A 25,851-nucleotide genomic window follows, 5' to 3' on the forward strand; every position below is an offset into this window, starting at 1 on the left:
CGACACCACCCACCCACCGCGCCACGACATGCAGCCCCCTACAGGAAAGACTGGGAGGGAGGGTGTGTCACCAAGTCCCCGGTGCAAAGTGGCCCCAAGACCTACCTTGCTTGCCTGCTTGGAGTGACAGCGTGTGCGGTGTGACCTGCACCGTCGATTCAGGCGGGAGGGAGTCTGTGCACTCCCTACGCGGGGCGCATGACCCGCGAGCTTGTCTCCCCCCGCCACGCCCGCGTTCCGGCTCCGCTGGGAGTCGTGGCGCGGGGCGCGAGCCTGTTGCCCGCGCCCCGCGCCCTCCAGGACTCAACCAGCGAGGCGCTTCGCTCGGAGTAGGAGTCCCGACACGCTACATGCAGGTCGGAAACTCCTCGCAGATGCAGTGCGGGCCAAGCTGGAAACATCGATAGAAACAAGAACAGCCCTCATCGTCGCACTGGTTTTGACACGCCTCCGCGCCAGCCTCGGCCTGAGACGGGTGGAGTACGCCCAACACACCTCCGGCCACGACTCCCACGACAAAGACCCACTTCTGGAATCCCTTGCGCATGACAAGCCTTTCGATGGGAACGGCACGCCAAGGCTAACACCACGCATCCCCGCGTATCCACGAAGGAAACCTGTCATCCAGCAGACAAAGAACGAGCCATGTGCGACGGCTCATACCTCTGTATTGGATTGGCAATACCCACCCAACCCGTGACACATCGAGCCAACTACGTATGATCCACTAGACCGGAATGAATGACTTTCCGTCGGGTTTCTGGCACAGTCTCAATACGACGTTGAGGAAGCTCGTAACAGGCTTCCGGTAGCGAGGGGGGTCGACCGGTTTCACGCGCATGGATTTGCCGCCACGGCATCAGTTGCCGTCCTCCCCATACAGACGGATGTGACACAGCCGTACGGGGTGCCCCCGTGAACACGGGAGTGCGCCGTGCGCAGGAAGGGCTCTTGCCTCGCGACGTGAGGGGCGGAGTTGACGAACCCGCAGAGGGAGGAGTCGTCCATGCCGGCAGCTCTCAGTTATCCGGGCGTCTATATCGAGGAAGTTCCCAGTGGGGTCCGCACCATCACCGGGGTTCCCACATCGATTACCGCCTTCGTGGGACGCGCGCAGCGCGGGCCGGTGAACGAGCCGGTCATCTGCAACGGGTACGGCGACTTCGAGCGCTCCTTCGGAAGCCTGTGGGAAGACAGCTCGATGAGCTACGCCGTCCGCGACTTCTTCCTCAATGGAGGCGGTCAGGCCGTCATCGTCCGACTGGACAACGGCGGTGAGACGGCGGAGCTGAACCTCACCAACTCCGGCAACACGACGCTGCTGGCCGCGAACCCGGGCGCCTGGGGCGGCAAGCTCAGCGTGGTGGTGGACCACAACACGAAGAAGACCGGCGACCCGGCCGTCGACGCGCTGCTCTTCAACCTCACCATCACCGACACGGGCACCCGCGCGGTGGAGAAGTTCATCAACCTCTCCATCGACCCGGCCAGTCCCCGCTACTTCCCCACCGTGCTGGAGCAGGGCTCCGCCCTCGTCCGGGTGGGCACGCTGCCCAACCCCGCCGTGCGCCCCGAGGAAGGCACGAAGACGCCCGCACCCGCGGACCAGGGCACGGATGGCGCCACGCTGACCATCACCCAGTTCACCACCGGCCCGAACCTGCGCACCAACAAGGAGGGGCTGTACGCGCTGGAGAAGGTGGATGTCTTCAACCTGCTGTGCATCTCCCCGCACGCGCTGGACGGAGACATCGAGCCGGGGCTGGCGACGGACGCGGCGGCCTACTGCGAGGAGCGGCGCGCCGTCTTCATCGCGGACCCGCCCGTGGCCTGGGACAGCGTCGCGGACGCGGTCTCCGGCTTCAACAGCAGCAGCCTGCGCAGCAAGAACGCGGCCCTCTACTTCCCGCGACTGGTCCAGGCCAACCCGCTGCGTGAGAACCAGCTGGAGATCTTCGCTCCCTGCGGCGCGGTGGCCGGGGTCATCGCCCGCACGGACACCCAGCGGGGCGTGTGGAAGGCTCCCGCGGGCCTGGACTCGCTCCTGACGGGCGTGCCGAAGCTGAGCGTGCCCCTCACGGACCAGGAGAACGGCCAGCTCAATCCGCTGGGCGTCAACTGCCTGCGCTCGCTGCCAGCCGCGGGCCGCGTGGTGTGGGGCGCGCGCACCACGCGCGGCAATGACCTGCTGGCCGACGAGTGGAAGTACCTGCCGGTGCGCCGGCTGGCGCTCTACATCGAGGAGAGCCTCTTCCGGGGCATCCAGTGGGTCGTCTTCGAGCCCAACGACGAGCCGCTCTGGTCGCAGATCCGCCTCAACGTGGGCGCCTTCATGCAGAACCTCTTCCGGCAGGGGGCCTTCCAGGGCCAGTCGCCCCGCGATGCGTACTTCGTCAAGTGCGACAAGGAGACCACCACGCAGAACGACATCAACCTCGGCGTGGTCAACATCGTCGTGGGCTTCGCGCCGCTCAAGCCGGCCGAGTTCGTCGTCCTCAAGCTCCAGCAGATGGCCGGCCAGGTCGCGGCGTAAAGGAGACCCATTCCATGGCTCAGTTCAGCGTCAACGCTCTGCGGTTCGACCCGTACAAGAACTTCAAGTTCCGCGTGAAGTGGGATGGCCGCTACGTCGCGGGGGTCAGCAAGGTGGGCGCGCTCAAGCGCACCACGGAGGTCGTCAAGCACCGCGAGGGTGGCGACCCCAGCAGCAGCCGCAAGTCCCCGGGCCGCAGTGAGTACGAGGCCCTCACCCTGGAGCGCGGCGTCACCCACGACACCGAGTTCGAGCGGTGGGCCAACAAGGTCTGGAACTACGGTTCCGGCCTGGGCGCCGAGGTGTCCCTCAAGGACTTCCGCAAGGACATCATCCTGGAGGTCTACAACGAGGCCGGACAGCTCGCCATCTCCTACAAGCTCTTCCGCTGCTGGGTGTCGGAGTACCAGGCGATGCCGGACCTGGATGCCAACGCCAACGCGGTGGCCATCCAGACGCTCAAGCTGGAGAACGAGGGCTGGGAGCGCGACTACGACATCACCGAGCCCACCGAGCCCAGCTTCAACGAGCCCAACCCCTGACCCGCTGAGGCTCCATGCGCTCGCTGACGGCTTCTGAGCTGCTGGGCGCATGGGAGGCGGGCCACCCGCACTCCGCGCCCGGACGCGCGCTCGCGCTCCTGTGCGCCGCGTGGCCGGAGCGGAGTCCGGGAGAGCTGGCGCGGCTCCCGGTCGGCGTCCGGGACTCGCTGCTTCTGGCGGCGCGGGAAGGCACGTTCGGCCCCGCGCTCGTGGGGCTGGTGTCGTGTCCGCCGTGCGGCGAGCAGGTGGAGCTGGCCTTCGAGGTGGGTGACATCCAGGTGCCGCAGGGCGCTCCTCCGCCGGAGGTGCTGGAGGTGGAGCACGCGGGCCACGCGGTGCGGTTCCGGTTGCCGGACAGCCGGGACCTGGCGGCGCTCGCGGCGGGACGAGGCGGCGCGGGGCGAGAGGGCGTGCTGGCGCGGTGTGTGGTGGAGGCACATCGGGAGGGGGCACACGTGGACACAAGGGCGCTGCCGGAGGACGTGATTCGCGCCATCGCCGACGCGATGGAGGCCGCGGACCCGCAGGCCCGGGTGGAGCTGTCCACCACGTGTCCCGCCTGCGGGCACCACTGGCTCGCGGCGTTCGACATCGCCGAGTTCTTCTGGAGGGAAGTGGAGGCGTGGGCCCAGCGCACCCTGCGCGACGTGCACACGCTGGCAAGACAGTACGGCTGGTCCGAGGAGCACATCCTGGGGATGAGCCCGTGGAAGCGGCAGCGCTACCTGGAGCTTGCGGGGACATGAGCGACTACTTGAGCCATCTGGTGGCACGTCAGTACCGCCCCACCGAGGGTGTCCGGCCGCGCATCACCTCGTACTTCGCACCCGAGGCGCAGACCGTGGAGCAAGACGAGGCGTCCCTCGTCCGCGTTGACACGGAGCACGAGCAACCCGGCGCCCTGCCCCGCGCCCCCATCGGTCCAGTCCGGCCCCGACGCGAACCTTGGAGCGTGGTGGGGCAAACTCTCTCGGAGGCGCGGAGCACGGGCCGCCCGGGGCTCGTCGAGACTCCGGGCACCGTCGAGCCGGGGAGCTTTCCAGGTGGTGGGACACGGGGCGCGTTGAGCCAGGTGCTCGACACGTCTCGCGGCGCGCCGGGTTCAGCGCCCGACGAGGCCCAGGCAGGAGGGATGGGCCCGCGCGCGGGGAGCTTCCCCAGTCCCACCGGAGTCACGGCGGCGTCCCACGTGCGCGTCGACGAGGCACCGGGCCACGCGGGGCAGGAGGCGCCGACGGGCGCGCCCTCTCTCCCGTTCGAGTCACGCGCGAGTTCACTCACGACTCGCACCAGCTCCGTCATCCAGCGCAGCGGCGTCGCGCATGGGGGCTCGCCCGCGCGCGAGGCGTCGCCTCTCACCGAGAGACTCGTTGCGGGTGCGGCACCGCGCACGGACCTTCGCTCCGTGGCGCCGACGACACCCGGGGCCGTGACTCCGACGAGGAGCCCTGACGCATTCGCCGCGGTGCAGGTGGAGCACGCGAGGGACGGACAGGGGGCTGTCGCGCGGCCCTCCAGCGCACCGGCGGAGTCCCCGTTGGAGCAGGAGCGCTCGCGCACCTTCACGACTTCGGAGCAGGGTCCGTTCGACGCGCGACCTGTCACGTCGGCGGTGGGGCGCGCCCGGGCGCTGAGCGTGGCGCTGGAGACGTCGGCACCCGCTCCGTCCGCGCGGTCCTCCACGGGGACGACGCGGCAGGAGTCGGCCGAGAGTCCGGCTTCGAGGAACACGTCGCTGGCCCCCGCGGAACCGGTCATCCAGGTCACCATCGGCCGCATCGAGGTCCGCGCGGTGACGCCCGCCGCGCCCGCCAGGAGCGCGCCCACGCGGCCCTCACCGTCGCCGTCGCTCGAGGAGTACCTCGCGCGCCGCAACGGAGGTGGACGGTGAGCAACTCCCTCTCCATCGCCACGGTGACGGCGACGCTCCGCACGCTCCTCTTCAACCACCTCCAGGTGGACACCCCGGACGTCGCGGTGACGACGCTGCCTCCGGACAAGGCGCGGGCCCGCGACGCCACCCACCACCAGCTCAACCTCTTCCTCTTCCAGGTGAGCCACGACGTCTCGCTGCGCAACATGGAGTTCCCGCCGAAGTCGAAGCCCGGCGAGTCCGGCTTCCCGCCCCTCGCCCTGCGCTTGACCTACGTGCTCACGCCCTACGCGCCGTCCGACGACGACGTGGAGAGCCACAAGCTGCTGGGCAAGGCGATGAACGTCCTCCACGACCATCCGCTGCTCGGGTCCGAGGAGCTGCGCGTCGCGGTGCCCGGCAATGACCTGTACCGACAGGTTGAACGCGTGCGCATCACCTCGGAGCCGCTTTCGCTGGAGGAGCTCTCCAAGCTCTGGACCATGTTCCAGACGCAGTACCGCGTGTCTGTCGTCTACCAGGCCTCGGTGGTGCTCATCGAGAGCACGCGCCCGCACCGCGCGCCCCTGCCCGTGCTGCGTCCGGTGCTGACCGTCCTGCCCGACACGCTGCCGCCCTTTCCACTCCTCGAAGCCGTCACGCCGCCGCAGCAACAGGCGAGCGCGCGGCTGGGGGACGTGCTGGTCCTCACCGGGCAGTACCTCGCCGGGGGCACCGTGGGGGTGCGCTTCTCCCATCCGCTCTGGACCGCGCCGGTGACCCGGCCCGCCACGGACGTCACGGCCTCGCGACTGACGGTGGCCATTCCGAACGACGCTGTCGGCTGGCCCTCGGGCACCTATGGGGTGTCCGTGGTCATCACCGACGCGAACAATGTGGAGCACACCACCTCCGCGCTGCCGCTGACGCTCGCGCCACGCCTCACCTCCATCACCCCCAACCCCGCCCCGCGCGGACCCGGCGACGAGGTGACGCTCACCCTCACCTTCCAGCCTCGGGCCCGCCCGGAGCAGCGCGTCTCTTTGCTCCTCGGCGGCAAGGAAGTGCCCGCCCCGGAGCGCGCCGTGCCGGTGGACAACATCAGCTTCACCGCGCGGGACGTCTCCGCCGGTGACCACTTCGTCCGGCTGCGGGTGGACGGCGTGGACTCGCTCCTCATCGACCGGACCCAGACGCCCCCGGTGTTCGACGTGTCCCAGCGGGTGACCGTCACATGAACCTCCCGCTCCCCCACTCCTGGCAGGCAGCCAACCAGCGACAGCTCGCCGCCGCGCTCGCCGTGGTGCGCGCGCGATTGCTCCAGCATGCGCTCGTCCAGCAAGAGGGGCCGCCCGAGCAAGTCCGGGACGTCGAGGCCGCCCTCGCCGCGCTCACCGAGGCCGAGTCGACGATGCCGGCGCCCTCCGCGCTGGAGAGCCTGTGCGACGCCTTCCGGCTGTCGGCCTTCGAGCGCGACATCCTGCTGTGCTGCGCCAGCCTGGAGCTGGGCACGGGCTTCGGTCCCCTGTTCGCCGCGATGAACGGGGACCCGCGTCGGACGTGGCCGACCTTCGGACTGGCCCTGGCCGCGCTGCCCGGAGCGCACTGGAGCGCGCTGACACCCGTGGCGGCGCTGCGGCGCTGGGAGCTGGTGTCCCTGGCCCCGGGCGAACAGCTCACCACCAGCCCGCTGCGCATCGACGAGCGCATCCTCCACTACCTCGCGGGCCTGTCGTACCTGGACCGGAGGCTGCAGGAGTTCCTCACGCCCGTGCCCGTGCCGGGAGCCCTGCCGCCCTCACACCAGGAGCTCGCGGAGCGCCTGCGTCGGCTGTGGGAGCGCGAGCCCTCGGCGGTCGCGCCCTCTCCCGTGGTCCAGCTCTGTGGCGTGGAGCCAGAAGGAGCCCAGGCCATCGCCAGCGCCGCGTGCGCGTCCCTGGGCCTCCAGCTCCACGTGGCCCGCGCGGGCCTGCTTCCCTCGGGCGCGGAGGAGCGGGCGACGCTCGCCCGGCTGTGGGAGCGCGAGGCGCTGCTCCTGGGGAGCGGCCTGCTGCTGGAGTGTGACGAGAGCACCGGGGCCGAAGCCCTCCGACTGGCCACGGCCTTCGCGGAGCGGCTCCAGGGCATGGTGCTCATCTCCGCCCGGGAGCCCCTGCGACTGCGCCACCGGGCCTCGCTCCAGTTGGACGTGAAGCGGCCCACGCGCGGAGAGCAGCAGGTGCTCTGGATGCAGGCGCTCGGCTCGGAGGCGGCCGTGCCGCTCAACGGCGCACTGGAGCGCGTCACCACGCAGTTCGACCTGCCCCTGCGGTCCATCCGCGCCGCCAGCCTCGAGGTCCACGAGCGAGGCCCCTTCCAGGAGGAGGCCTCGCTGGGCGCCGCGCTGTGGGCCGCCTGCCGCGTGCAGTCGCGTCCCCGCCTGGAGGAGCTGGCGCAGCGGCTGGAGCCCATGGCGGGCTGGGACGACCTGGTGATGCCCGCGGACAAGAAGGCCATCCTCCGGGAGATTTGCGCCAGCGTGCGGCAGCGCACGCGCGTGTACGAGACGTGGGGCTTCGCCGCGCGCGGCATGCGGGGCCTGGGCATCAGCGCGCTGTTCTCCGGCGCCAGCGGCACGGGCAAGACGATGGCGGCGGAGGTGCTCGCGCTGGAGCTGGGGCTGGACGTCTACCGCATCGACCTCAGCCAGGTGGTCAGCAAGTACATCGGCGAGACGGAGAAGAACCTGCGCCGCGTGTTCGACGCCGCCCAGGAAGGTGGCGCCATCCTCCTGTTCGACGAGGCGGACGCCCTCTTCGGCAAGCGCACCGAGGTGCGCGACAGCCATGACCGCTACGCCAACATCGAGGTGAGCTACCTGCTCCAGCAGATGGAGGCCTACAGCGGGCTGGCCATCCTCACCACGAACATGAAGGACGCGCTGGACACGGCCTTCCTGCGCCGGCTGCGCTTCGTGTTGCAGTTCCCCTTCCCGGACGCCGCCCAGCGCGCGGAAATCTGGCGGCGCATGTTCCCCGCCGCCACGCCCACCGAGGGCCTGGACATGACGCGGCTGGCCCGGCTCAGCGTCACCGGCGGAAACATCCGCACCATCGCCCTCAACGCCGCCTTCCTGGCCGCCGACGCCAACGAGCCGGTGCGGATGGGCCACCTCCAGCGCGCGGTGCGCTCGGAGTTCAGCAAGCTCGACAAGCCCTTGGCGGAAGCCGAGGTCTCGGGGTGGACATGACGCCACGACGCATCCGCCTGCACATCGACGAGCTGGTGCTCCACGGCATCGCCCCCGCCCACCGCGAGCAGGTGGGCGAGGCCGTGCGACAGGAGCTCACGCGGCTGCTGGCGACAGAGGGGCTGCCACAGGGGCTTGCCGGCGGCGAGGTGGCCCGGCTGGACGCGGGCGCGGTGCATGTGACGCCGCACGCGGCGCCCCAGTCGCTGGGCGCGCAGGTGGCGCGGGCCGTGTACTCGGGCCTGGGACAGGGGAAGTGACGGCATGAGTTCGTTCCCACGCACACCCCGCACGCAGCGAGGCGCCATCGTCGCGGTGGACCCGTTCAACCCCGTCGCGAGCCTGGTGGTGTTCCAATACAACCCGGACACGATGACGCGCACGCTGACGCCCCAGATGTCGGGCGACGGCGGCAATGACCGCACGGAGGCCCTGCGGCTCGCGGGTCCTCCGGTGGAGAACATCCGGGTGGACGTGGAGATAGACGCCACGGACCAGCTCGCCAATGGCGACCCCATCGCGGGGAGCCTGGGCATCTACCCCCAGTTGTCCTCGCTGGAGATGCTCATCTATCCCAAGTCGGCGCAGGTCATCCTCAACGCGGTGCTGATGCAGGTGGGCACGCTGGAAGTGGTGCCCGCCACCGCGCCGTTGACGCTCTTCATCTGGGGCCCCAAGCGGGTGCTGCCCGTGAAGCTCACCGAGTTCACCATCACCGAGGAAGCGTTCGACCCGAACCTCAATCCCATCCGCGCCAAGGTGTCCCTGGGGCTGCGAGTCCTCTCCTACAACGACCTGCCCCTGTTGCACCCCGGCTACGCCCTCTTCCTCACGCACCAGGTCGTCAAGGAGGCCATGGCCGTCGTCGGCAGCATCTCCGGCGTCGCCAATGCCTCGCTGCCACGCTGAGCGCCACGCCTCACGGGAGCTTTCATGCTCGACCCCACCAGCCGCTACGCCTCCCTGGAAACCGCCACCCTCACGCTCCCCGACGGGCGCGTGGCGGCCTACAAGCGCCGCCGCTTCATCCCCGCGGGCAATGCCCTGAAGGTCCTCGCCGAAGTCACCGTCACCGAGGGAGACAGGTTGGACCTGCTCACCCACCGCACGCTGGGAGACCCGGAGCACTTCTGGCGCGTCTGCGACGCCAACGACACGCTCAACCCCTTCGACCTGATGCGCGAGACGGGCTCCGTGGTGCGCATCGCCATGCCGGAATTCTGAGCGCGCGATGAGCCTGCTGGGAATCCACCTCACCCTGATGCTGGGCCCCACCGTGGCGGTGCCCGCGCCCGCGTCGTTCATGGAGTCCCTCCAGAACGTGGAGGTCACCCACAACGACGAGGGACGCTCGGGCTTCCAGCTCACGTTCGGCGTGGGCCGCTCGGGCCCCATGCACCTCCTGGACTACGGGCTGGTGGGCCACCCGCTGCTCAAGCCCATGAACCGCGTGGTGCTGCTCGTCACCTTCAACGTGATTCCGCAGGTGCTCTTCGACGGGCTCATCACCCACCGCACGCTCACCCCGTCACAGCAGCCCGGCGCCTCCACGCTCACAATCACCGGCGAGGACATCAGCACCGCCATGGACCTGGACCAGAAGGTCCACGAGCACCCGGCCCAGGTGGAGCCCATCATCATCGCGCAGCTCGTCCTGGGCTACGCGCAGTACGGCCTGATCCCCGTCATCATCCCGCCGCCCTCGCTGGACGTGCCGCTGCCCATCTACCGCACGCCCGTCTTCCGGGGCACCGACTACGCCTACCTCCAGGAGATGGCGAGCCGCTACGGCTACGTCTTCCAGGTGACGCCCGGCCCCGCGCCGCTGACGAACACCGCGTACTGGGGCCCGCCCAACCGACTGGGCATTCCCCAGCGGGCCCTGTCGGTGAACCTGGGCGCGCAGACGAACGTGGACTCCATCAACTTCCAGTACAACGCGCTCGCGTCCACGTCCGTGAGCGGGCAGGCCATCGCCTTCGGCCGGGCCCTCCCGGTGAAGACCTTCGCGAGCCTGCGCGTGCCCCCGCTGGCCAGCCAGCCCGCGTTGCTGTCGCAGTCCCGCGTGCGCACCTCGCTGCTCGAGGACGTGCCGGACGGCGCGGGCTACATCGCGGCCTTCGCCCAGGCGCAGGGCCAGACGGATGCGTCCACGGACCAGGTGCTCACGGGCTCCGGGGAGCTGGATGCCACGCGCTACGGCGACATGCTGCGCCCGCGAGGCCTGGTGGGTGTGCGCGGCGCGGGCTTCGAACACGACGGTTTCTTCTACGTGCGCAACGTCACGCACTCCATCCGCCCCGGTGAATACAAGCAGCGCTTCACGCTCTCGCGTGAGGGGACCGGAGCGCTCACCCCTGTGGTGCCGCCATGAGCACGTACTTCGGGAAGTACCGCGGCGAGGTGGTCAACAACATCGACCCGCTGATGATGGGCCGCGTGCAGGTGAAGGTCCCCACCGTGCTGGGCGACAGCCAGTTGGGCTGGGCCATGCCGTGCATGCCCTATGGCGGCAGCGGCAAGGGCTTCTTCGCGGTGCCGCCCACGGGCGCAAAGGTCTGGGTGGAGTTCGAGCGCGGAGACCTCAACTACCCCATCGTCGCCGGCTGCTTCTGGGGCGAGGGCGAGGCCCCGGCCACCCCCGGCCTGCCCACCACCAAGGTGTGGAAGACGGACGCCATCACCCTGAAGCTCGACGACCTGCCCGGCGCGGGCGGGCTGACCATCGAGGTGAGCCCTCCGGCCGTGCCCATGCCGCTCAAGGCCACCTTCACGGCGGCTGGCATCGAAATCGACCACGGGGGGACGGCCAAGGTGGTGCTCAGCGCCACCGGCATCGAGCTGTCGTTCGGCGCCGCCAACATCAAGCTCGGTCCCACGGGCGTCAACGTCAACAACGGCGCGCTGGAGGTCATCTAGCCATGGGAGCCTTCTTCCTCCACGTCGGAGCCACGGTGATGTGTCCGCACGGGGGCCAGATGCAGACCACGCCCGGCAATCCCCGCGTCAAGGTGGGCGGCCAGCCCGTGGCCACCATGGCGGACCAGTATCTCGTGACCGGATGCCCCTTCCCGCCGCAGACGAGTGGCCCCTGCGTGCAGGTGAAGTGGCTGGTGCCCGCCGTGCGCGTGCGCGCGGGAGGCCAGTTCGTCATCCTGCAGAACAGCGTGGGGATGTCCATTGGCGCCGCGCCCCTGGGACCGCCCCAGGTGGTGATGACGCAGGTCCGGGTGAAGGGAACCTGAGCCATGCACATCGCCTTCCCATACCGATTGGATGGACGGGGCCGCACGGCGGACGCGGACCTGGACACGCACGTGCGGCACCTGATTGAGCAGGTGCTCTTCACCTCGCCGGGCGAGCGCGTCAACCGGCCCACGTTCGGCACCGGACTGGGGCAGCTCGTCTTCGCGCCCAACAGCTCGGAGCTGGCCACCGCCACGCAGTTCCTGGTGCAGGGCGCGCTCCAACAGTGGCTGGGAGACCTCATCCAGGTGGAGGCCGTGGAGACGCTCAGCGTGGAGGCCACCCTCCAGGTGACGGTGCGGTACGTGGTGCGCCGCACGCAGCAGCGTCAGACGGCCCGGTTCACGAGGGAGCTCTGACATGGGCGCGCGCTACGTCTGCAAGAGCGAGCAGCGACGCCGGCTGGTGGAGGCCCACGCCACCTTCAACGGCATCGACTATCTGGAGGTGCTCGACGAGGACGCGGAGGCGCTCGGCCTGGAGCGCCAGCGGACGCTATGGGTGCGCTGCTACAAGCCGCTGCCCGCGAACCTGAACGCGGACAACGTCTCCATCACCGGAGGCGTGCGGCTCAAGGACATCGGCGTGGCCCTGGCCTTCCGCATGGACCTGGCGCCGCCGGACCCGCTCACCACCGCCGCCGAGCGGGCCGAGTACACGCGGCGCAAGGAGCTGGACGAGGCCAACGGCACACACGAGACGGAGCAGACGCTGGTGGTGCGCACCACCTCCTCGGGCGACTTCTCCACGTACACGCTGGCGCTGCTCCGGGGCTTCCTGGACACGGTGCCGCCCGCGGACTTCGACGCGCCCCTGTCCCGCGTGGACTTCACCTTCAAGGTGGAGTGTCCGAGCGAGTTCGACTGTGCCCCGCCGAAGCACCCCGACGCACCCTCGGGCGAGGACCCGCCCATCGACTACCTCACGCGGGACTACGCCAGCTTCCGGCGCCTGCTGTTGGACAGGCTGTCGGAGGTGACGCCGCAGTGGAAGGAGCGCAACCCCGCGGACCTGGGCGTGACGCTGGTGGAGCTGATGGCCTACTCGGCCGACTACCTCAGCTACTACCAGGACGCGGTGGCCACCGAGGCGTACCTGGGCACCGCGCGAAAGCGCACCTCCGTGCGTCGCCACGCGAAGCTCCTGGACTACCCCATGCACGACGGCGGCAACGCGCGCGCGTGGGTGACGGTGCAGGTGGCCTCCGGCGCGGAAGGCTGGGCCCTGCCCGGGCCCACCGACGTGACGCCGGGCGCGATGTTCGTCACCACCGTGGACGCTCCGCGCGTGCTCGATGCACGTCAGCTCCAGGCGGCCGTGACGGCGGGCGCGGAGGTGTTCGAGTCGCTCCACCCCGCCACCCTCCATGCCGGCCATGGCCGCATCGTCTTCCACACCTGGGGCGAGGACCGGTGCTGTCTGCCCCAGGGCGCCACCGCCGCCACGCTCCTGAATCCTCCCTTCGACTCCGACCCGGCGCAGCGGGTGATGACTCCGAAGAACTTCACGCCCGGGCTGGTGCTGCTGCTGGAAGAGGTGCGCAGCCCGGAGACCGGACGCGTGGTGGACGCCGAGCCGTCGCGCCGCCACGCCGTGCGGCTGACGCAGGTGGAGTTCACCCGCGACCCGCTGATGGACCTGGACGTGGTGGAGGTGGCGTGGGGCCCCGAGGACGCGCTGCCCTTCGAGCTGTGCCTGTGGAGCGTGGGCGTGCCGCTGGACTCCACGGGCGAGACAGAGGACCCACCAGGACAGGCCGCGCCGGTGAGCGTGGCGCGCGGCAACGTGGTGCTGGTGGACCACGGCCGCACGCTGACGGACGCGCTGCCCACCGTGTCCGTCGAGGGCCGGTACCGTCCCAGGCTCGCGCGTGGGCCGCTCACCCAGGTGTCCCGGGTGGATGGGCGCCGCGCGGTGGACCCCACGGCCTCCGCGGCGGCGGCGCTGCGCACGCCCGCCGAAGAGGCGCTGCCCGCCATCTGGTTGCGAGAAGCGGAGAGCGGGCGGGTGTGGACGCCCCGTCGCACGCTGCTCAACAGCGGCCGGTTCAGCCGAGAGTTCGTCGCCGAGGTCGAGGACGACGGCCGGGCCCGGCTGCGCTTCGGGGACAACGTGCTCGGCGAGCGCCCCAGCCCCGACGTGGCGGTGTCGGCGACATATCGCATCGGCAACGGCACCTCCGGGAACGTGGGCTCGGAGTCCATCTCCCACCTGTACTCGCCGGTGGGCGGCGACTGGCGCGCTGCCATCCTGCGCGTGCGCAACCCGCTGCCCGCGCGGGGCGGCGTGGAGCCGGAGTCCGTGGAGCGGGTGCGCGTCAACGCGCCAGAGGCCTTCCGCGTCCAGCAGCGCGCGGTGACGGAGGACGACTACGCGGAGGTGGCCCAGCGCCACCCCGAGGTGCAGCGCGCGGTGGGCAGCCTGCGGTGGACGGGGAGCTGGCACACCATGTTCGTCACCGTGGACCGGCGCGGCGGCTTCCCCGTGGACGCGGACTTCTCCGAGCGGCTCACCGCGTTCCTGGAGCGCTTCCGCCTCGCGGGCTACGACTTGCGCGTCGACGCGCCCCTCTTCGTCCCGTTGGACATCGCCATGACGGTCTGCGTGTCGCCGGGATATCTCGCCGCCAACGTGAAGGCCGCGCTGCTGGAGGCCTTCAGCACGGCGGAGCTGCCGGGCGGACAGCGCGGCTTCTTCCACCCGGACAACTTCTCCTTCGGCCAGCCCGTGTACCTGAGCCAGCTCGTCGCCACGGCCATGAAGGTCCCCGGGGTGGCGTGGGTGGAGACGGAGGACGCGCCGGGCAAGCCGCAGCGCTTCCGCCGCTTCGGACAGGTGCCGCGCGACGAGTGGAAGGACGGGCTCATCGCCATGGAGCGGCTGGAGATCGCCCGGCTCGACAATGACCCGAGCCAGCCCGAGAACGGGCAGCTCGACTTCTTCATGCAGGGGGGCCTGTGAGCACTTCAGCCAAGGGCCCGGGGGACTGCGAGGCGTGTGAGGACCGGGGCCCGCCGGAGCCCACGCCGCTCTACAACCGGCCGGGACAACCCGCGCTCGCGTATCGCATCGGCACGCACTCCAGCTTCTTCCAGCGCATGCTGGCGCGACTGCCGACGGAGTTCCTCCCGGACGGAGAGTTCCAGGGCACCCGGCCCCTGGCCTCGCTGTCCACGCGCAGTCCGGAGGACCTGTCCATCGCGCTGCTGGATGCGTGGGCCACGGCCGCGGACGTGCTGACCTTCTACCAGGAGCGCATCGCCAACGAGGGCTTCCTGCGCACCGCCACGGAGCGGCGCTCGGTGCTGGAGCTGGCGCGGCAGCTTGGCTACGAGCTCAAGCCCGGCGTCGCCGCCAGCACGTACCTGGTCTTCACCGTGGAGACGGCGCCCGGCGCGCCCACGCGGGTGACGGTGCCCGTGGGCGTGCAGGTGCTCAGCATCCCCGGACAGGACGCGAGGCCGCAGACCTTCGAGACGACGGAGGCGATGGAGGCGCGCGCGGAGTGGAACGTCCTCAAGGTGCCCAGGACGCGGCCGCAAGAGCTGCTGCGCGGCGAGGACACGCTCTACCTCCAGGGCATCCAGCCCGGAATCCAACCGGGAGACGCCCTGCTGCTCGTGGGCGAGGAGCGGGAGACGGTTCCCGGCAGCGAGCAGTGGGACTTGCGCTGGGTGACGCGCGTCACCCGGGTGACGAACCCGACGGAGCCGGCGCTCAACCACACCGTGGTGCAGTGGGAGCCGGGGCTGGGCAGCGACACGCCTCGCGTGGACCCGGCGGACCATCCGCGCGCCTATGTGCTGCGGCTGCGAGGCAACCTCTTCGGCTACAACGCGCCGTCCTTCAAGGCGATGCCGGAGGACATCAAGAAGCTCTACAACCCGGACTACAGGCCCGGCGACAATCGCTTCACCCAGTGGCCCCACTTCGAGAACCAGACGGCCGTCCAGGGCATCGTCGACCTGGACCGCGAGTACCCCACGCTCGTGCTCGGAAGCTGGGTGGCGCTCTGGAAGTCCAAGTACATGGAGCTGTATCGCATCACCGACATCCAGCCCTGGGCGCGTGAGGACTTCACGATGAACGCCAAGGTGTCGCGCCTCACGTTCGACACCAACGAGCACCTGTCCTACTTCCCGCTGCGCAGCACCGTCGTCCTCGCGCAGAGCGAGGAACTGCCCATTGGCGAGATGCCCCGGACGGACCCGGTGGGCGGCAATGACATCGAGCTGGACCGCGCGGTGGAGGGCCTGGAGCCGGGTCACGTGCTGCTCGTCGAGGGCCGCCCCTACCGGGAGACCTCCGAGTCAGGGGAATGGGTCCGCGAGGTGGTGGTGTTGGACCGCGCGGAGCCGCTGGCGAATGGACGCACGCGACTGGTGCTGACGGAGGAGCTGTCCACGCAGTTGGTGCGCTCCACCGTCAGCATCTACGGCAACGTGCTGCCCTCCACGCATGGCGAGACGGTGCGCGAGGTGCTCGGGGGCGGAGATGGCTCGCGCATGCTCCAGCGCTTCGTGCTGCGCAAGCCTCCTCTCACCCACGTGCCCGCGCCCACCGATACGGGTGGGGAGAGCACGCTGGAGGTCCGTGTCAACGGCGTGCTCTGGAAGGAGGTGCCCACCCTCTTCGGCCAGGACGCGCGCGCCGAGGTCTACATGGTGCGCATCCAGGACGACAGCTCCGTGGTGGTGACCTTCGGCGACGGCGTGTCCGGCGCACGGCTGCCCACGGGCCAGGAGAACGTGACGGCGGTGTACCGCTCCGGCATCGGCCCGGAGGGCGAGGTGGACCGGGGACAACTGGCGCTGCTCAAGGTGAGGCCGCTGGGCATCCGCGAGGTCACCAACCCGCTCCCGGCCACCGGCGCCGCCGCGCCCGAGTCTCGCGACGACGCGCGCGACAATGCTCCGGCTTCGGTGCTGACGCTGCGCCGCGTGGTGTCGCTGCAGGACTACGAGGACTTCGCCGCGACGTTCGCCGGCATCGGCAAGGCCCAGGCGGCGGACCTGACCAACGGCGAGCGCATCCTCGTCCACGTCACCGTCGCGGCGAAGAGCGGTGGGCCGGTGGCCGAGGACTCCCTGCTCTACGAGAGCCTGAAGGAAGCGCTGCGCACGCACCACGACCCGGTCCGCCAGTTCGCGCTCTCCTCGTACGAACAGCTCTACTTCGCGATGGAGGCCCGGCTGCGGCTGGACGCGCGCTACCTGCCCGAGGACGTGCTGGCCCGCGCCGAGGCCGCGCTGCGCGACGCCTTCTCGTTCGAGCGGCGGAAGTTCGCCCAGGCGGTGAGCGGCGCGGAAATCATCCGCGTCCTCCAGGACGTGCCCGGCGTGGTGATGGTGGACCTGGAGCGGCTGCACCCGACGACGCCCGCGGTGCCAGCCCAGAAACTGTTCTCGCTGCTCAGGGCCCGGGGCGCGCGGTGGGAGGGCACGACGCTCCGGCCCGCGCAGCTGCTCCTGTTGGACCCTTCGCTCCAGGGTGAAAACCGGGGCGTGACGCTCGTCGTGGAGTCGGAGGTGAGCCCGTGAGCCCCTCGCCGCAGGACAGGCTGTACAAGCTGCTGCCGGCCATCCATCGCGCCAAGGACACGCTCCAGGGCGAGCCCCTGCGCGCGCTGCTGGCCGTCATGGAGCGCGAGTTCCTGGCGCTCGAGGAGGACATCGGCCAGCTCCACGACAACTGGTTCATCGAGACGTGCCAGGAGTGGGTGGTGCCGTACATCGGCGACCTGCTCAAGGTGCGCGATCTGGTGCCGGTGGACCCGGGCCTCTTCAGCCAGCGCGCCTATGTGGCCAACTCCCTGGCCTACCGGCGGCGCAAGGGCACCGCGGCCATGCTGGAGCAGCTCGCGCGCGACGTGACGGGCTGGCCCGCGCGCGCGGTGGAGTTCTTCCAGCGCGTGGGCACCACCCAGCACGTCAACCACCCGCGCCCCACGAGCCTGCGCACCCCGGACCTGAGAGATTCGAACGCGCTGGAGCTGGTGGGCTCGCCCTTCGAGGACGCGACGCGCACGGTGGACGTGCGCCACATCGACAACCAGCGCGGCAAGCACAACCTCCCCAACGTCGGCCTCTTCCTGTGGCGACTGGAGGCGTACCCCGTGGTGCTCGCGCCGGCGTTCCGCGTGCTCCCCGGCTCGGAGCCCGGCGCCACGGAAGCGGGCCTCTTCCGCTTCAACGTCCTGGGCAGCGACACCCACCTGTTCAACCTGCCGCAGTCGGAGACCACGCTCAGCTCGCTCGCCGGAGAGCTGAACGTGCCCGGCCCGCTGCGCCGCCGCCCGCTGTACGACGAGCTGGAGGCCCGCCGCGCCGCGCTCGCGCAGGACCGGACGCCGGAGCAGCTCGCCTTTGGCGCCGCGCCCCCCTTCTCGCTCCACCGCGAGACGGCGCCGGACACGCTCGAGGAAGTGTCCCCGGATGAAATCGTCATCTGCGACCTGTCCACCTGGCACCGCCCCGCCGCCACCCTCCCCTATCCCGGCACCGACCCGAACGCCCCGCCGGTGAACCGGGACATCCTCGTCGCGGTGGACCCGGTCCTCGGCCGGCTGGCCTTCGCGCAGGGCCGGCCCGTGCCCGACACGCTGTACGTGAGCTACGCCTACGGCTTCAGCAGCGAGGTGGGCGGCGGCTTCTATGACCGGCAGGAGACGCTCCTCCCCCTGGAGCAGCGTGACGCCTACCGCGTGGACACGCGGGCCGGTCCCTTCACCTCCGTGCAACTGGCCACGGACACGAGCGCCGCGAGCGCGGACGCGCTGGTGGAGGTGCTCGACAGCGAGCGCTATCCGCTGACCACGCTGAACGTCGCGTCCAGCGCGCGCCTGGAGCTGCGGGCCGCCAACCTCCAGCGCCCGGTCCTCGACCTCCAGGGCGGACGGTGCGTGGTGCGGCTGGGCAAGGGCGCCACGCTGGTGCTCAGCGGACTGCTGGTGCGCGGTGGCGTGCTGGAGGTGTACGCCGCCGACAACGCCACCCTGGACCTGCGGCACTGCACGCTGGTCCCCGGGCGGGACTTGATGCCCGACGGACAGCCGCGCACCCAGGCGCCGAGCCTCGTCGTGCGAGGGGCGAAGGACGGCGACTGCACCGTCCTCTTGAGCCGCTGCATCACCGGGCCGATTCAAACGGGCCGCGCCTCCACGCTCCGGCTGGAGGACTGCATCGTGGACGGGTTGGGAGGCCTGGCGCTCCAGCCGCTGCCACCCCTGCCGGGGCCGGTGGAGGACCCGCCGGTGGAGTCCTACGAAGGCGCCGGCAGGACGGGCGCGCTGCACGTGCTGGCCAGCACGGTGCTGGGGGGCGTGGAGGCCACCGTGCTGGTGCTCGGCAGCGACTCGCTCTTCACCGGCCGGGTCGACGTGGTGCAGCGCCAGGAAGGCTGCGTGCGCTTCTCGTACGTGCCGCCGGGCTCGCGCGTGCCCCAGCGCTTCCGGTGCCAGCCCGCCTACGCCGAGGACGCGCCCGACGACGTGCGCCTGGAAGTGGAGCGGCGCGTGAAGCCCGTCTTCACGTCGGACCGCTATGGAGACCCCGGCTACTGCCAGCTCCGGGATGACACCGACTCCGGCATCCGCCGGGGCGCGAGCGACGAGGGGGAGATGGGCGTGTTCCACCACCTTCAACAACCGCAGCGCGAGGCCAACCTCCGCGCCAGCTTGACTGACTACCTGCGCTTCGGACTCGAAGCCGGGTTCTTCTTCGTGACCTGAGGAGACGCCATGAAGGGTGATTTCAGCCGGAACACCTTCCGGCCCGCGAAGCACTACTCCGGCGTGCGGATGCAGCAGGGCCGCGTCCAGCTCGACGCCGACTGGAACGAGCACGTCGACATCCAGCGGTATCTGGACGAGACGACCTGGCGGGACATCATCGGCTCCAGCGGCACGCCCCAGGAGCCGGGCACGCCCGCGGACCAGACAGGGTTCGCCGTCGTCCTGATAGAGGGGCAGTTGCTGGTCCGCCGCGGCCACTACTACGTAGACGGCATCCTCTGTGAGAACGAGCAGGAGCAGGCCCTGGGCGCGCAGCCGGACCTGCCCGGCGTGCCGCTGCCCGAGGTGAACGGGCGCTACCTGGCGTTCCTGGACGTGTGGCGGCGCCACGTCACCGCGCTGGAGGACTCGGAGCTGCGCGAGGTGGCGCTGGGCGGACCGGACACCGCCACGCGCACCCGCACGGTGTGGCAGGCGCGGCTGTATCCGCTGACGGGCGACCAGGCCTCCGGGCCGGTGGAGGCGGTGCCGTGCCACACCTTCGGCACCCCCGAGTGGACGCCCGCGGAGCTGACGAGCACCGGCACGCTGGCGGCGCGCGGCGAGCCCGAGCAGGTCAGCGACAACCCGTGCATCGTCGCGGCGGAGGCGGGCTACCGCCGCCTGGAGAACCAGCTCTATCGGGTGGAGGTCCACCGGGCCAACACGAGCGGCGGCCGGGCCACCTTCAAGTGGTCTCGCGACAACGGCATCCTCTACACCCGCGTCGAGTCGGTGGACGTCGACGACCGCCTCCTCGTGGTGGCCGAGCCGGGCAAGGACGGCTACCGGCGCTTCCAGCCGAACCAGTGGCTGGAGCTGACCAACGAGTCGCGCGTGCTGCGCGGCGAACCCGGCGAGCTGGTCCGGGTGGAGGCCGTCACGGGCAATCGCATCACCATCGACACGGCGACGTGGCCTGTCACCCTGCCCTCCGGCGCGCTCACGGTGCGCGGCTGGGACACGGTGGGCACCACGGGAACGGTGGAGGTCATTCCGGCCGCCGACCCGACCAGCCCTGACAGCGGCTGGATTCCGCTGGAGAGCGGCGTGCAGGTGCGCTTCACCGCGGGCCACTACCGCACGGGCGACTACTGGCTCATCCCCGCGCGCACGGTGACGCGCACCGTGCTCTGGCCGCGGCGCGCGGGCGTCCCGACGTTCGAGTCCGCACACGGCATCCGGCACCACTACTGCGCGCTCGCGGTGATGGAGCGCACGAACCTCGGCTGGACGGTGCATGACTGCCGCAAGCTGTTCGCCCCGCTCACCGAGCACAAGACGCTGGTGTACGCCGGAGGCGATGGCCAGGAGGTGATGCCCACGAGGACGCCCGCTCCTCCGGCGCGGCTCGCGCGTCCGCTGCGCGCCGGAGTGTTCAACGGGCGGATTCCCGTGGAGGGCGCACGCGTCCAGTTCAGTGTCGTCACGTCCGAGGGCAACGGCACGCTGGAGGACGTGAGCAGGCCGGCGAACACCGGCACCACCATCGTCGTCTACACCGACGTCAGCGGCATCGCCGAGGCCTGGTGGACGCCGCAAATCGACGGGTGGCAGACGGTGGACCACCCCCGGCACAGCCAGGTGGTGGAGGCGCGGCTGCTGGACCATGGCAACGAGGAGGTCCACGCGCCGCTGCGCTACAGCGCCAGCCTCAGCGTCGCCTCGAAGGTGGCGTATGCCCCGGACACGGCCCAGGAAATCCTCAACGAGACGCACACCGTCCAGGAGGCGCTCGACACGCTGAGCCGGCAGCTGGTGCTCACGTACGAAGGGGGCGACGGGCAGGAGGCCATGCCCGGTGAAGTGCTCCCGCGCCCGCTGCGGGTGGGCGTGGCCCGTCACCAGCGCCGCGCGGCGAACCAGACGGTGCGCTTCCGGGTGCTGGGCGACGCCCGGGGGGAGTACAACGGCGTGCGCCTCGCGGGCTCGGGCAACCCCTGGACGGAGAGCATCATCGTCCCCACCGACGCGGACGGCATCGCCCAGGTGGAGTGGCTGCCGAACCAGAACGACGCCACGCAACAGGTGGAGGCGCGGCTGCTCGTGGCGGACGGCGGCGGCAACCTCCGCGAGGTCCACCTTCCCCTGGTCTTCACCGCGCGCCTGAGCCTCGCCGACCGGGTCGCCTACCAGCCCGGAGGGTGCCAGACGCTGTTCAGCGCGGACACGGTGCAGGAGGCGCTGGACACGCTGTGCCGACAGCGCACGTTCCTGTACCTCGGTGGAGACGGTCAGCAGGCCCACTCAGGGGATGTGCTGCCCACGCCTCTCATCGTCGCGGTGATGACCGGAGAGAACCCGGTCGCCAACGCCATCGTCCACTTCCGCCTGGTCCAGCCCCAGGACGGAGCCCGCCTGCGCTCCCTGGACGGAGCGCTGGAGGGGCCGTCGTTGCTCATCCGCACCGACGCGCAAGGCATCGCGGCGGTGCGCTGGGTCATCTCCCGGGCGGAAGCCCAGCAGGTGACGGCGGTGCTCGTCGAGGACGCTCAGCAGCCGACCCGGCTTCCGCCCATCGTGTTCAGCGCACGCCCCGGCCTGGAAAGTGGTGAAGAGGCCTCCGTCCACGTGGCCCGGGTGGAGCTGGCCGCCAATCCCCAGTTCGTGCTGGAGAACGATGGGCTGCTCGGGTTCGACCCCTTCGGCCTCTTCCGTCAGGGGATTCGCATCATCTGCACGGAGGAGCTCGCGCCCTTTCTGGCTCCCTCGGGCGCGCCCCTGCCCCTGCCACCGCCGGTCGTCACCCTGTCACTGGATGTCGTCTATCCGTTGACGACCCCGGACGTGACCTACTGGACGCAGCAGATGGGCCGCGCTCCGGGCTTCGTGGGTCACCAGACCTTCCACATGAGGGGCGAGGCGCGCATCTTCGGCACCGACATCGTCTGGGTCCCCCTCCTGGAGTCCTACCGGTGGATGGACCTGCTGCGCTCGTACAACATCGACAACTTCGCCAACGCCCGGATGCTCGCGAAGCTGCGGGTCCAGGGCGGCTTCATCCACTCGCGCGATGGCTTCCGCGTCCTCGATGGCGAGGTGATTTCCCAGTCGCTCCAGCGGCGCTTCGCCATCGGCTATCCCAACCGGGGCGACGGCAGGCAGGGCGGCGACTTCGAGCTGTGGTTCTGGATTCAGTGCTTCACCGGCTCTCCGCCCAGCCCCTTCCCGGGCCAGGGTGGAAGCCAGGTGCTGCCCGCCTCCACCCCGGAGTCCCGCTTCACGTCGGGCCTGGAGCAGCCCTGGGGACTGGCGAGAGACGCGAAGCACCAGGAGCTGCTGGTGGCGGACACGAGCGCCAGCGCCGTGGTGCGCTTCAGTCTGGCGGAGCAGGAGGCGACTCGCACGGTGGGAACGCTGCGCGAGGGCGTGGAGCAGCCCACGGCGCTGGTGTTGGACCCGGCCCGCGACGAGCTCTACGTGGCCAACGGCGGCGGGGACTCGGTGGCCGTCTTCCGCCGCGATGACAAGGGCGAGTTCCAGTCCGCGCGTGTGCTCTCCGGAAGGAAGACGGGGCTGTCTGGCCCGCTGGGACTGGCGCTGGACGTGAAGCAACACCGCCTCTTCGTGGCGGGCTCCGGCAAGGCGCAGGTGACGGGGCTGACGGCGGCGAGCAAGACGGGCCGGGGAGCCTTCCTCTCCCTGTTCGACATGGCGGCGGAAGGCGACACGGCGCCGCTCGCCCGGTGGACGGGGGAGCAGCTCAAGCTCAACCGCGCCTCGGGCCTGGCGCTCGATGTCACCCACCAGGAGCTCTTCGTCGCGGACTACGGGGCGGACGCGGTGGCCGTGTACTCGGTGGAGGCGCTGCTCGCGGGCAAGGAGAACGTGAAGCCGCTGCGGCTGCTTCACGGCAAGGCCACGGAGCTGGACCAGCCGACGGGTGTCTCCCTGGATGCGGCGGGCGAGGAGCTGCGGGTGGCCAACGCCCGCTCGGGCACCATCACCGTGTATCGCCGTGATGCCCACGGCGACGCGGCGCCGCTGCGCACGGTGGAGGCCCCCGCGAAGCCTCACAAGGGGCCTCGCGCCGTGCTGCCGTAGCCCCCGCCGCAAGGAGCCCGGCGTCCAGGCGCGCCCGTGTCGGTCCGGGCTCCGTGCGGCCCTCGACACGGGCCGCGAGACATCCGGCGCGTGACGCCTCTTCCCCGGGAGGAGGAATCACGCATGCCGCTCAAGAACTACGGAGTGCTGAAGGGCTCCGCCATCGCGCGACGGCTGGGCTCTGGCCCCAGTCCCCACTATCAGGTCCGCCTCGTCGACCAGGACGCGGACCACCGCATCGCCATCAACGTCAGCTCCAAGCTGCCGCCGTCGGACCTGGAGTACCTGGTCGACGAGAACTTCCGGCATCCATCCACCGACGCCCTCAAGGCCCTGCCGCTCGGCTTCACGGCCCTGCCTGGAGGAGGTGGCGGACGCGCGCTCGACTACATCCGGGGCAACTTCTTCGACCGCTCGCTCATGAAGGCGCTGTCGCCCAACGTGCCGGGGCCGGACAACGACTTGAACGAGAAGCTGGACCACTTCTTCCAGCGCGCCATGGCGGACGAGCAGGCCACCGTCTACGCCTTCGGCGAGACGTGGGGACCGGAGAGCGCGAAGGACAAGTACTTCGGCTTCAGCCCCGGACGCGGCATCCACGACATCCACATGAACCAGGGCAACCACTCCTCCTTCGCGAGCCAGGATGGCGTGTGGCAGGACGGCGGTGTGCTCCTCCACTTCGCGGAGCCCGAGCAGTGGGTGGGCATCTTCCTCAAGTTCCAGTCCCAGGTCTGGCACACCGACGACCGCACGGGACATGCCCTCACCACGCCCGTGCCCGAACAGCATGACGGCCTGGTGCGCATCATCGCCGCGCTCGTCAACGACACCCACGCGCCCGAGCAGGAGACCGTCACCCTCCTCAACACGTCACCCGCACCGGTGTCCCTCTCCGGCTGGGTGCTCGCGGACCGGAAGAAACACCAGCAGACCTTGAGCGGAGACCTGGCCCCCGGCGCCACCCGCGTGCTGCGCGTCCAGAAGCCCGTGGAGCTCACCAACCAGGGCGGCTCCATCAACCTGCTCGATGCCCAGGGGCTGAAGGTGGACGGCGTCTCGTACGTGAAGGAGCAGGTCCGTCGCCCCGGTTGGACCGTCGTCTTCTGACACGACGGACATGTGACACGGGGGTTGCCGGTGGGCCCACTCCAACCCCATCAGCGGTCGCGAGACATCGCGGCCTTCAACTCGGCCACGCCGCGCTTCAGCTCCGCCAGCTCCGCCTTCAGCGCGTCGACCTCGGCGTCCCGCACGTGAAGCTCGCGGGTGCGTCGCTCCAGCGCCTGGATGGCGGCCATGTTGACGCCGTCGATGTCGAGCATGCCGATGCTGGTGTCATCGACTCCCAGTCCGAAGGCCGCCCGGAAGTCCTGCGCCACCGGCCCCAGGTGACGCACGCCCGAGGCCTCCTCCTTGTAGCGCCAGCTCTCCACGGGGAGCCGCGCCACCTTCGCCAGGAGCTGCTCTCCGTCGATGCGGCGGAAGTCCTCCTTCTGGTGGCGGTCCGACGTGCAGCTGAACACGCCGGAGCCCGCCGGAAGATTGCAGCCCGTGGTCAACGTGGCGTTGGTCCGCAGAAAGACGCCGCCCGCCGCGCGCACCATGAACTGGTTCGCCCCGGTGTTGCTGACGAAGGCGGTGGTCGACTGGTCTCCCCAGATGAACGAGCCCGAGAAGCCGCCCGACGACGCCCGCTGCCCCAGGGCCGTGCTGTAGTCCGCGTCGGCCGTGACGCGATATCCCACCGCGATGGAGCCCTGGCCCGTCGCGGTGTTGGTGTAGCCCATGGCCACGGAGCCGAAGCCACTCGCGATGGAGTTCGCGCCACTCGCGAAGCTCACGCTGCCAGTCGACTGGTTCTGCGAGCCGAAGCACACCGCCCCCGTGCCGCTCGACAGGCACCCATCGCCGAAGGCGAAGCCGGCAAAGCCGCTCGCCCGGGTCTTCACCCCTCCCGCCCAGGAATAGAACCCCAGGTTGGCTTCATTCCATTCGTCATCCGCATAACCCGCGCGAAACGCGGAGCGAAAGGGGGACCACATCAGCCGCATCCCCGCGCCGCTCATCGGGACCTTGCCGTAGCCCAGCTCTCCGCGCGCCAGCAACCCACCTCCCGAATCCACTGTGAAGAGGGGCAACGCGTCCCAGACAGGCGTGCCCGTGCTCGTGTTCACGACGCGCAGCAGGGGCACGGGCGCGCCGACTCCCGCCGCCGCGTCGACGAACAGGCCGGACTTCGCGGTGGCCACGCCCGACAGGGACAGCGACGCGTCCTGGGCCTGCGTCCCGTTCTGGATGTAGCTCCCATTGCCGGGCAGGGGCGCGCGCGCGTCAGCGAGCCGGGGGTCATTGCCCTCCACCACCGTGCCAGGACCCGAGCCGTACGCGACGCTGACGACGCTGTCGTCATCCAGCCGAAGCCCCGAGCCCACCTCCCAGCTCTGGGCAGGAGGCGCCTCGGAGCTACACCCCACGGTGCCCAAGGACAGACACCCCAGCGCGGCGAACAGCGACCTGGTCTTCATGCGGTCTCCCGGTTTCCGATGGCCTGCGGCGGGAGAACGGGGTCGCGTTCAAGTCTTCGGGGGTGGGGTCATTTTTCCACCAGGGGGCGACCCGCTGCGCACCGTG

At 70.4% G+C, this 25,851-nt stretch carries 19 protein-coding genes; 18 read left to right on the forward strand and 1 reads right to left on the reverse strand.

Features of this window, described 5'->3' with window-relative positions; genetic code table 11:
- Positions 1-1,006 precede the first annotated feature (1,006 nt).
- From HR086_RS14105 to HR086_RS14190, 18 genes are all read left to right on the forward strand, one after another.
- Positions 1,007-2,533 (forward strand): phage tail sheath C-terminal domain-containing protein, encoded by a 1,527-nt coding sequence (locus HR086_RS14105; RefSeq protein WP_174465891.1) that lies wholly within the window; start codon positions 1,007-1,009, stop codon positions 2,531-2,533.
- Between the two features lie 14 nt (positions 2,534-2,547).
- Positions 2,548-3,075: a phage tail protein gene (locus tag HR086_RS14110; RefSeq protein WP_174459156.1), complete on the forward strand. Its 528-nt coding sequence runs from the start codon at positions 2,548-2,550 to the stop codon at positions 3,073-3,075.
- 14 nt (positions 3,076-3,089) lie between these two features.
- Positions 3,090-3,821, forward strand: a complete 732-nt coding sequence (locus HR086_RS14115; RefSeq protein ID WP_174465892.1) for a phage baseplate protein — start codon at positions 3,090-3,092, stop codon at positions 3,819-3,821.
- Positions 3,818-4,966, forward strand: a complete 1,149-nt coding sequence (locus HR086_RS14120) for a hypothetical protein (RefSeq protein ID WP_174463306.1) — start codon at positions 3,818-3,820, stop codon at positions 4,964-4,966. The genes HR086_RS14115 and HR086_RS14120 overlap by 4 nt, the downstream gene beginning before the upstream one ends.
- The gene (locus HR086_RS14125; protein ID WP_174465893.1) at positions 4,963-6,165 is read left to right on the forward strand and encodes a DUF4255 domain-containing protein; all 1,203 of its coding nucleotides are present in this window, start codon (positions 4,963-4,965) and stop codon (positions 6,163-6,165) included. Before HR086_RS14120 ends, HR086_RS14125 begins: the two co-directional genes overlap by 4 nt.
- Positions 6,162-8,156: an ATP-binding protein gene (locus tag HR086_RS14130; protein WP_174465894.1), complete on the forward strand. Its 1,995-nt coding sequence runs from the start codon at positions 6,162-6,164 to the stop codon at positions 8,154-8,156. The genes HR086_RS14125 and HR086_RS14130 overlap by 4 nt, the downstream gene beginning before the upstream one ends.
- Entirely contained in the window at positions 8,153-8,416 is a 264-nt protein-coding gene (locus HR086_RS14135; protein ID WP_174459151.1) for a hypothetical protein, read from the forward strand. Before HR086_RS14130 ends, HR086_RS14135 begins: the two co-directional genes overlap by 4 nt.
- Positions 8,417-8,420: 4 nt before the next feature.
- Complete coding sequence (locus HR086_RS14140; protein WP_141646219.1) at positions 8,421-9,065, forward strand: hypothetical protein; 645 nt, start codon at positions 8,421-8,423, stop codon at positions 9,063-9,065.
- A 24-nt stretch (positions 9,066-9,089) separates the two neighbouring features.
- Positions 9,090-9,380 (forward strand): hypothetical protein, encoded by a 291-nt coding sequence (locus HR086_RS14145; RefSeq protein WP_141646218.1) that lies wholly within the window; start codon positions 9,090-9,092, stop codon positions 9,378-9,380.
- Positions 9,381-9,387: 7 nt separating this feature from the next.
- On the forward strand, positions 9,388-10,530 hold the full coding sequence (locus HR086_RS14150) for a hypothetical protein (RefSeq protein WP_174465895.1): 1,143 nt from the start codon (positions 9,388-9,390) through the stop codon (positions 10,528-10,530).
- On the forward strand, positions 10,527-11,075 hold the full coding sequence (locus tag HR086_RS14155; protein WP_141646216.1) for a phage baseplate assembly protein V: 549 nt from the start codon (positions 10,527-10,529) through the stop codon (positions 11,073-11,075). The genes HR086_RS14150 and HR086_RS14155 overlap by 4 nt, the downstream gene beginning before the upstream one ends.
- 2 nt (positions 11,076-11,077) lie before the next feature.
- The gene (locus tag HR086_RS14160) at positions 11,078-11,401 is read left to right on the forward strand and encodes a hypothetical protein (protein WP_141646215.1); all 324 of its coding nucleotides are present in this window, start codon (positions 11,078-11,080) and stop codon (positions 11,399-11,401) included.
- Positions 11,402-11,404: 3 nt separating this feature from the next.
- A complete protein-coding gene (locus tag HR086_RS14165) occupies positions 11,405-11,761 on the forward strand; it encodes a GPW/gp25 family protein (RefSeq protein WP_141646214.1) in 357 nt (118 codons plus the stop codon).
- Between the two features lies 1 nt (position 11,762).
- Complete coding sequence (locus tag HR086_RS14170; protein WP_174465896.1) at positions 11,763-14,363, forward strand: putative baseplate assembly protein; 2,601 nt, start codon at positions 11,763-11,765, stop codon at positions 14,361-14,363.
- Positions 14,360-16,942 (forward strand): putative baseplate assembly protein, encoded by a 2,583-nt coding sequence (locus HR086_RS49765; RefSeq protein ID WP_174465897.1) that lies wholly within the window; start codon positions 14,360-14,362, stop codon positions 16,940-16,942. Before HR086_RS14170 ends, HR086_RS49765 begins: the two co-directional genes overlap by 4 nt.
- Positions 16,939-19,131: a hypothetical protein gene (locus HR086_RS14180; RefSeq protein ID WP_141646211.1), complete on the forward strand. Its 2,193-nt coding sequence runs from the start codon at positions 16,939-16,941 to the stop codon at positions 19,129-19,131. The genes HR086_RS49765 and HR086_RS14180 overlap by 4 nt, the downstream gene beginning before the upstream one ends.
- 9 nt (positions 19,132-19,140) lie before the next feature.
- Positions 19,141-23,217 (forward strand): DUF6519 domain-containing protein, encoded by a 4,077-nt coding sequence (locus HR086_RS14185; RefSeq protein ID WP_174465898.1) that lies wholly within the window; start codon positions 19,141-19,143, stop codon positions 23,215-23,217.
- Between the two features lie 123 nt (positions 23,218-23,340).
- Positions 23,341-24,327: a DUF2278 family protein gene (locus HR086_RS14190; RefSeq protein WP_141646209.1), complete on the forward strand. Its 987-nt coding sequence runs from the start codon at positions 23,341-23,343 to the stop codon at positions 24,325-24,327.
- Positions 24,328-24,377: 50 nt separating this feature from the next.
- Here HR086_RS14190 and HR086_RS14195 read toward each other — a convergent pair whose 3' ends face one another.
- The gene (locus HR086_RS14195; RefSeq protein ID WP_174465899.1) at positions 24,378-25,745 is read right to left on the reverse strand and encodes a tail fiber domain-containing protein; all 1,368 of its coding nucleotides are present in this window, start codon (positions 25,743-25,745) and stop codon (positions 24,378-24,380) included.
- Between the last annotated feature and the right edge of the window lie 106 nt (positions 25,746-25,851).

Origin of the sequence: Myxococcus sp. CA039A (assembly GCF_013336645.1) — a bacterium.
GTDB classification, from domain to species: Bacteria; Myxococcota; Myxococcia; order Myxococcales; family Myxococcaceae; genus Myxococcus; species Myxococcus llanfairpwllgwyngyllgogerychwyrndrobwllllantysiliogogogochensis.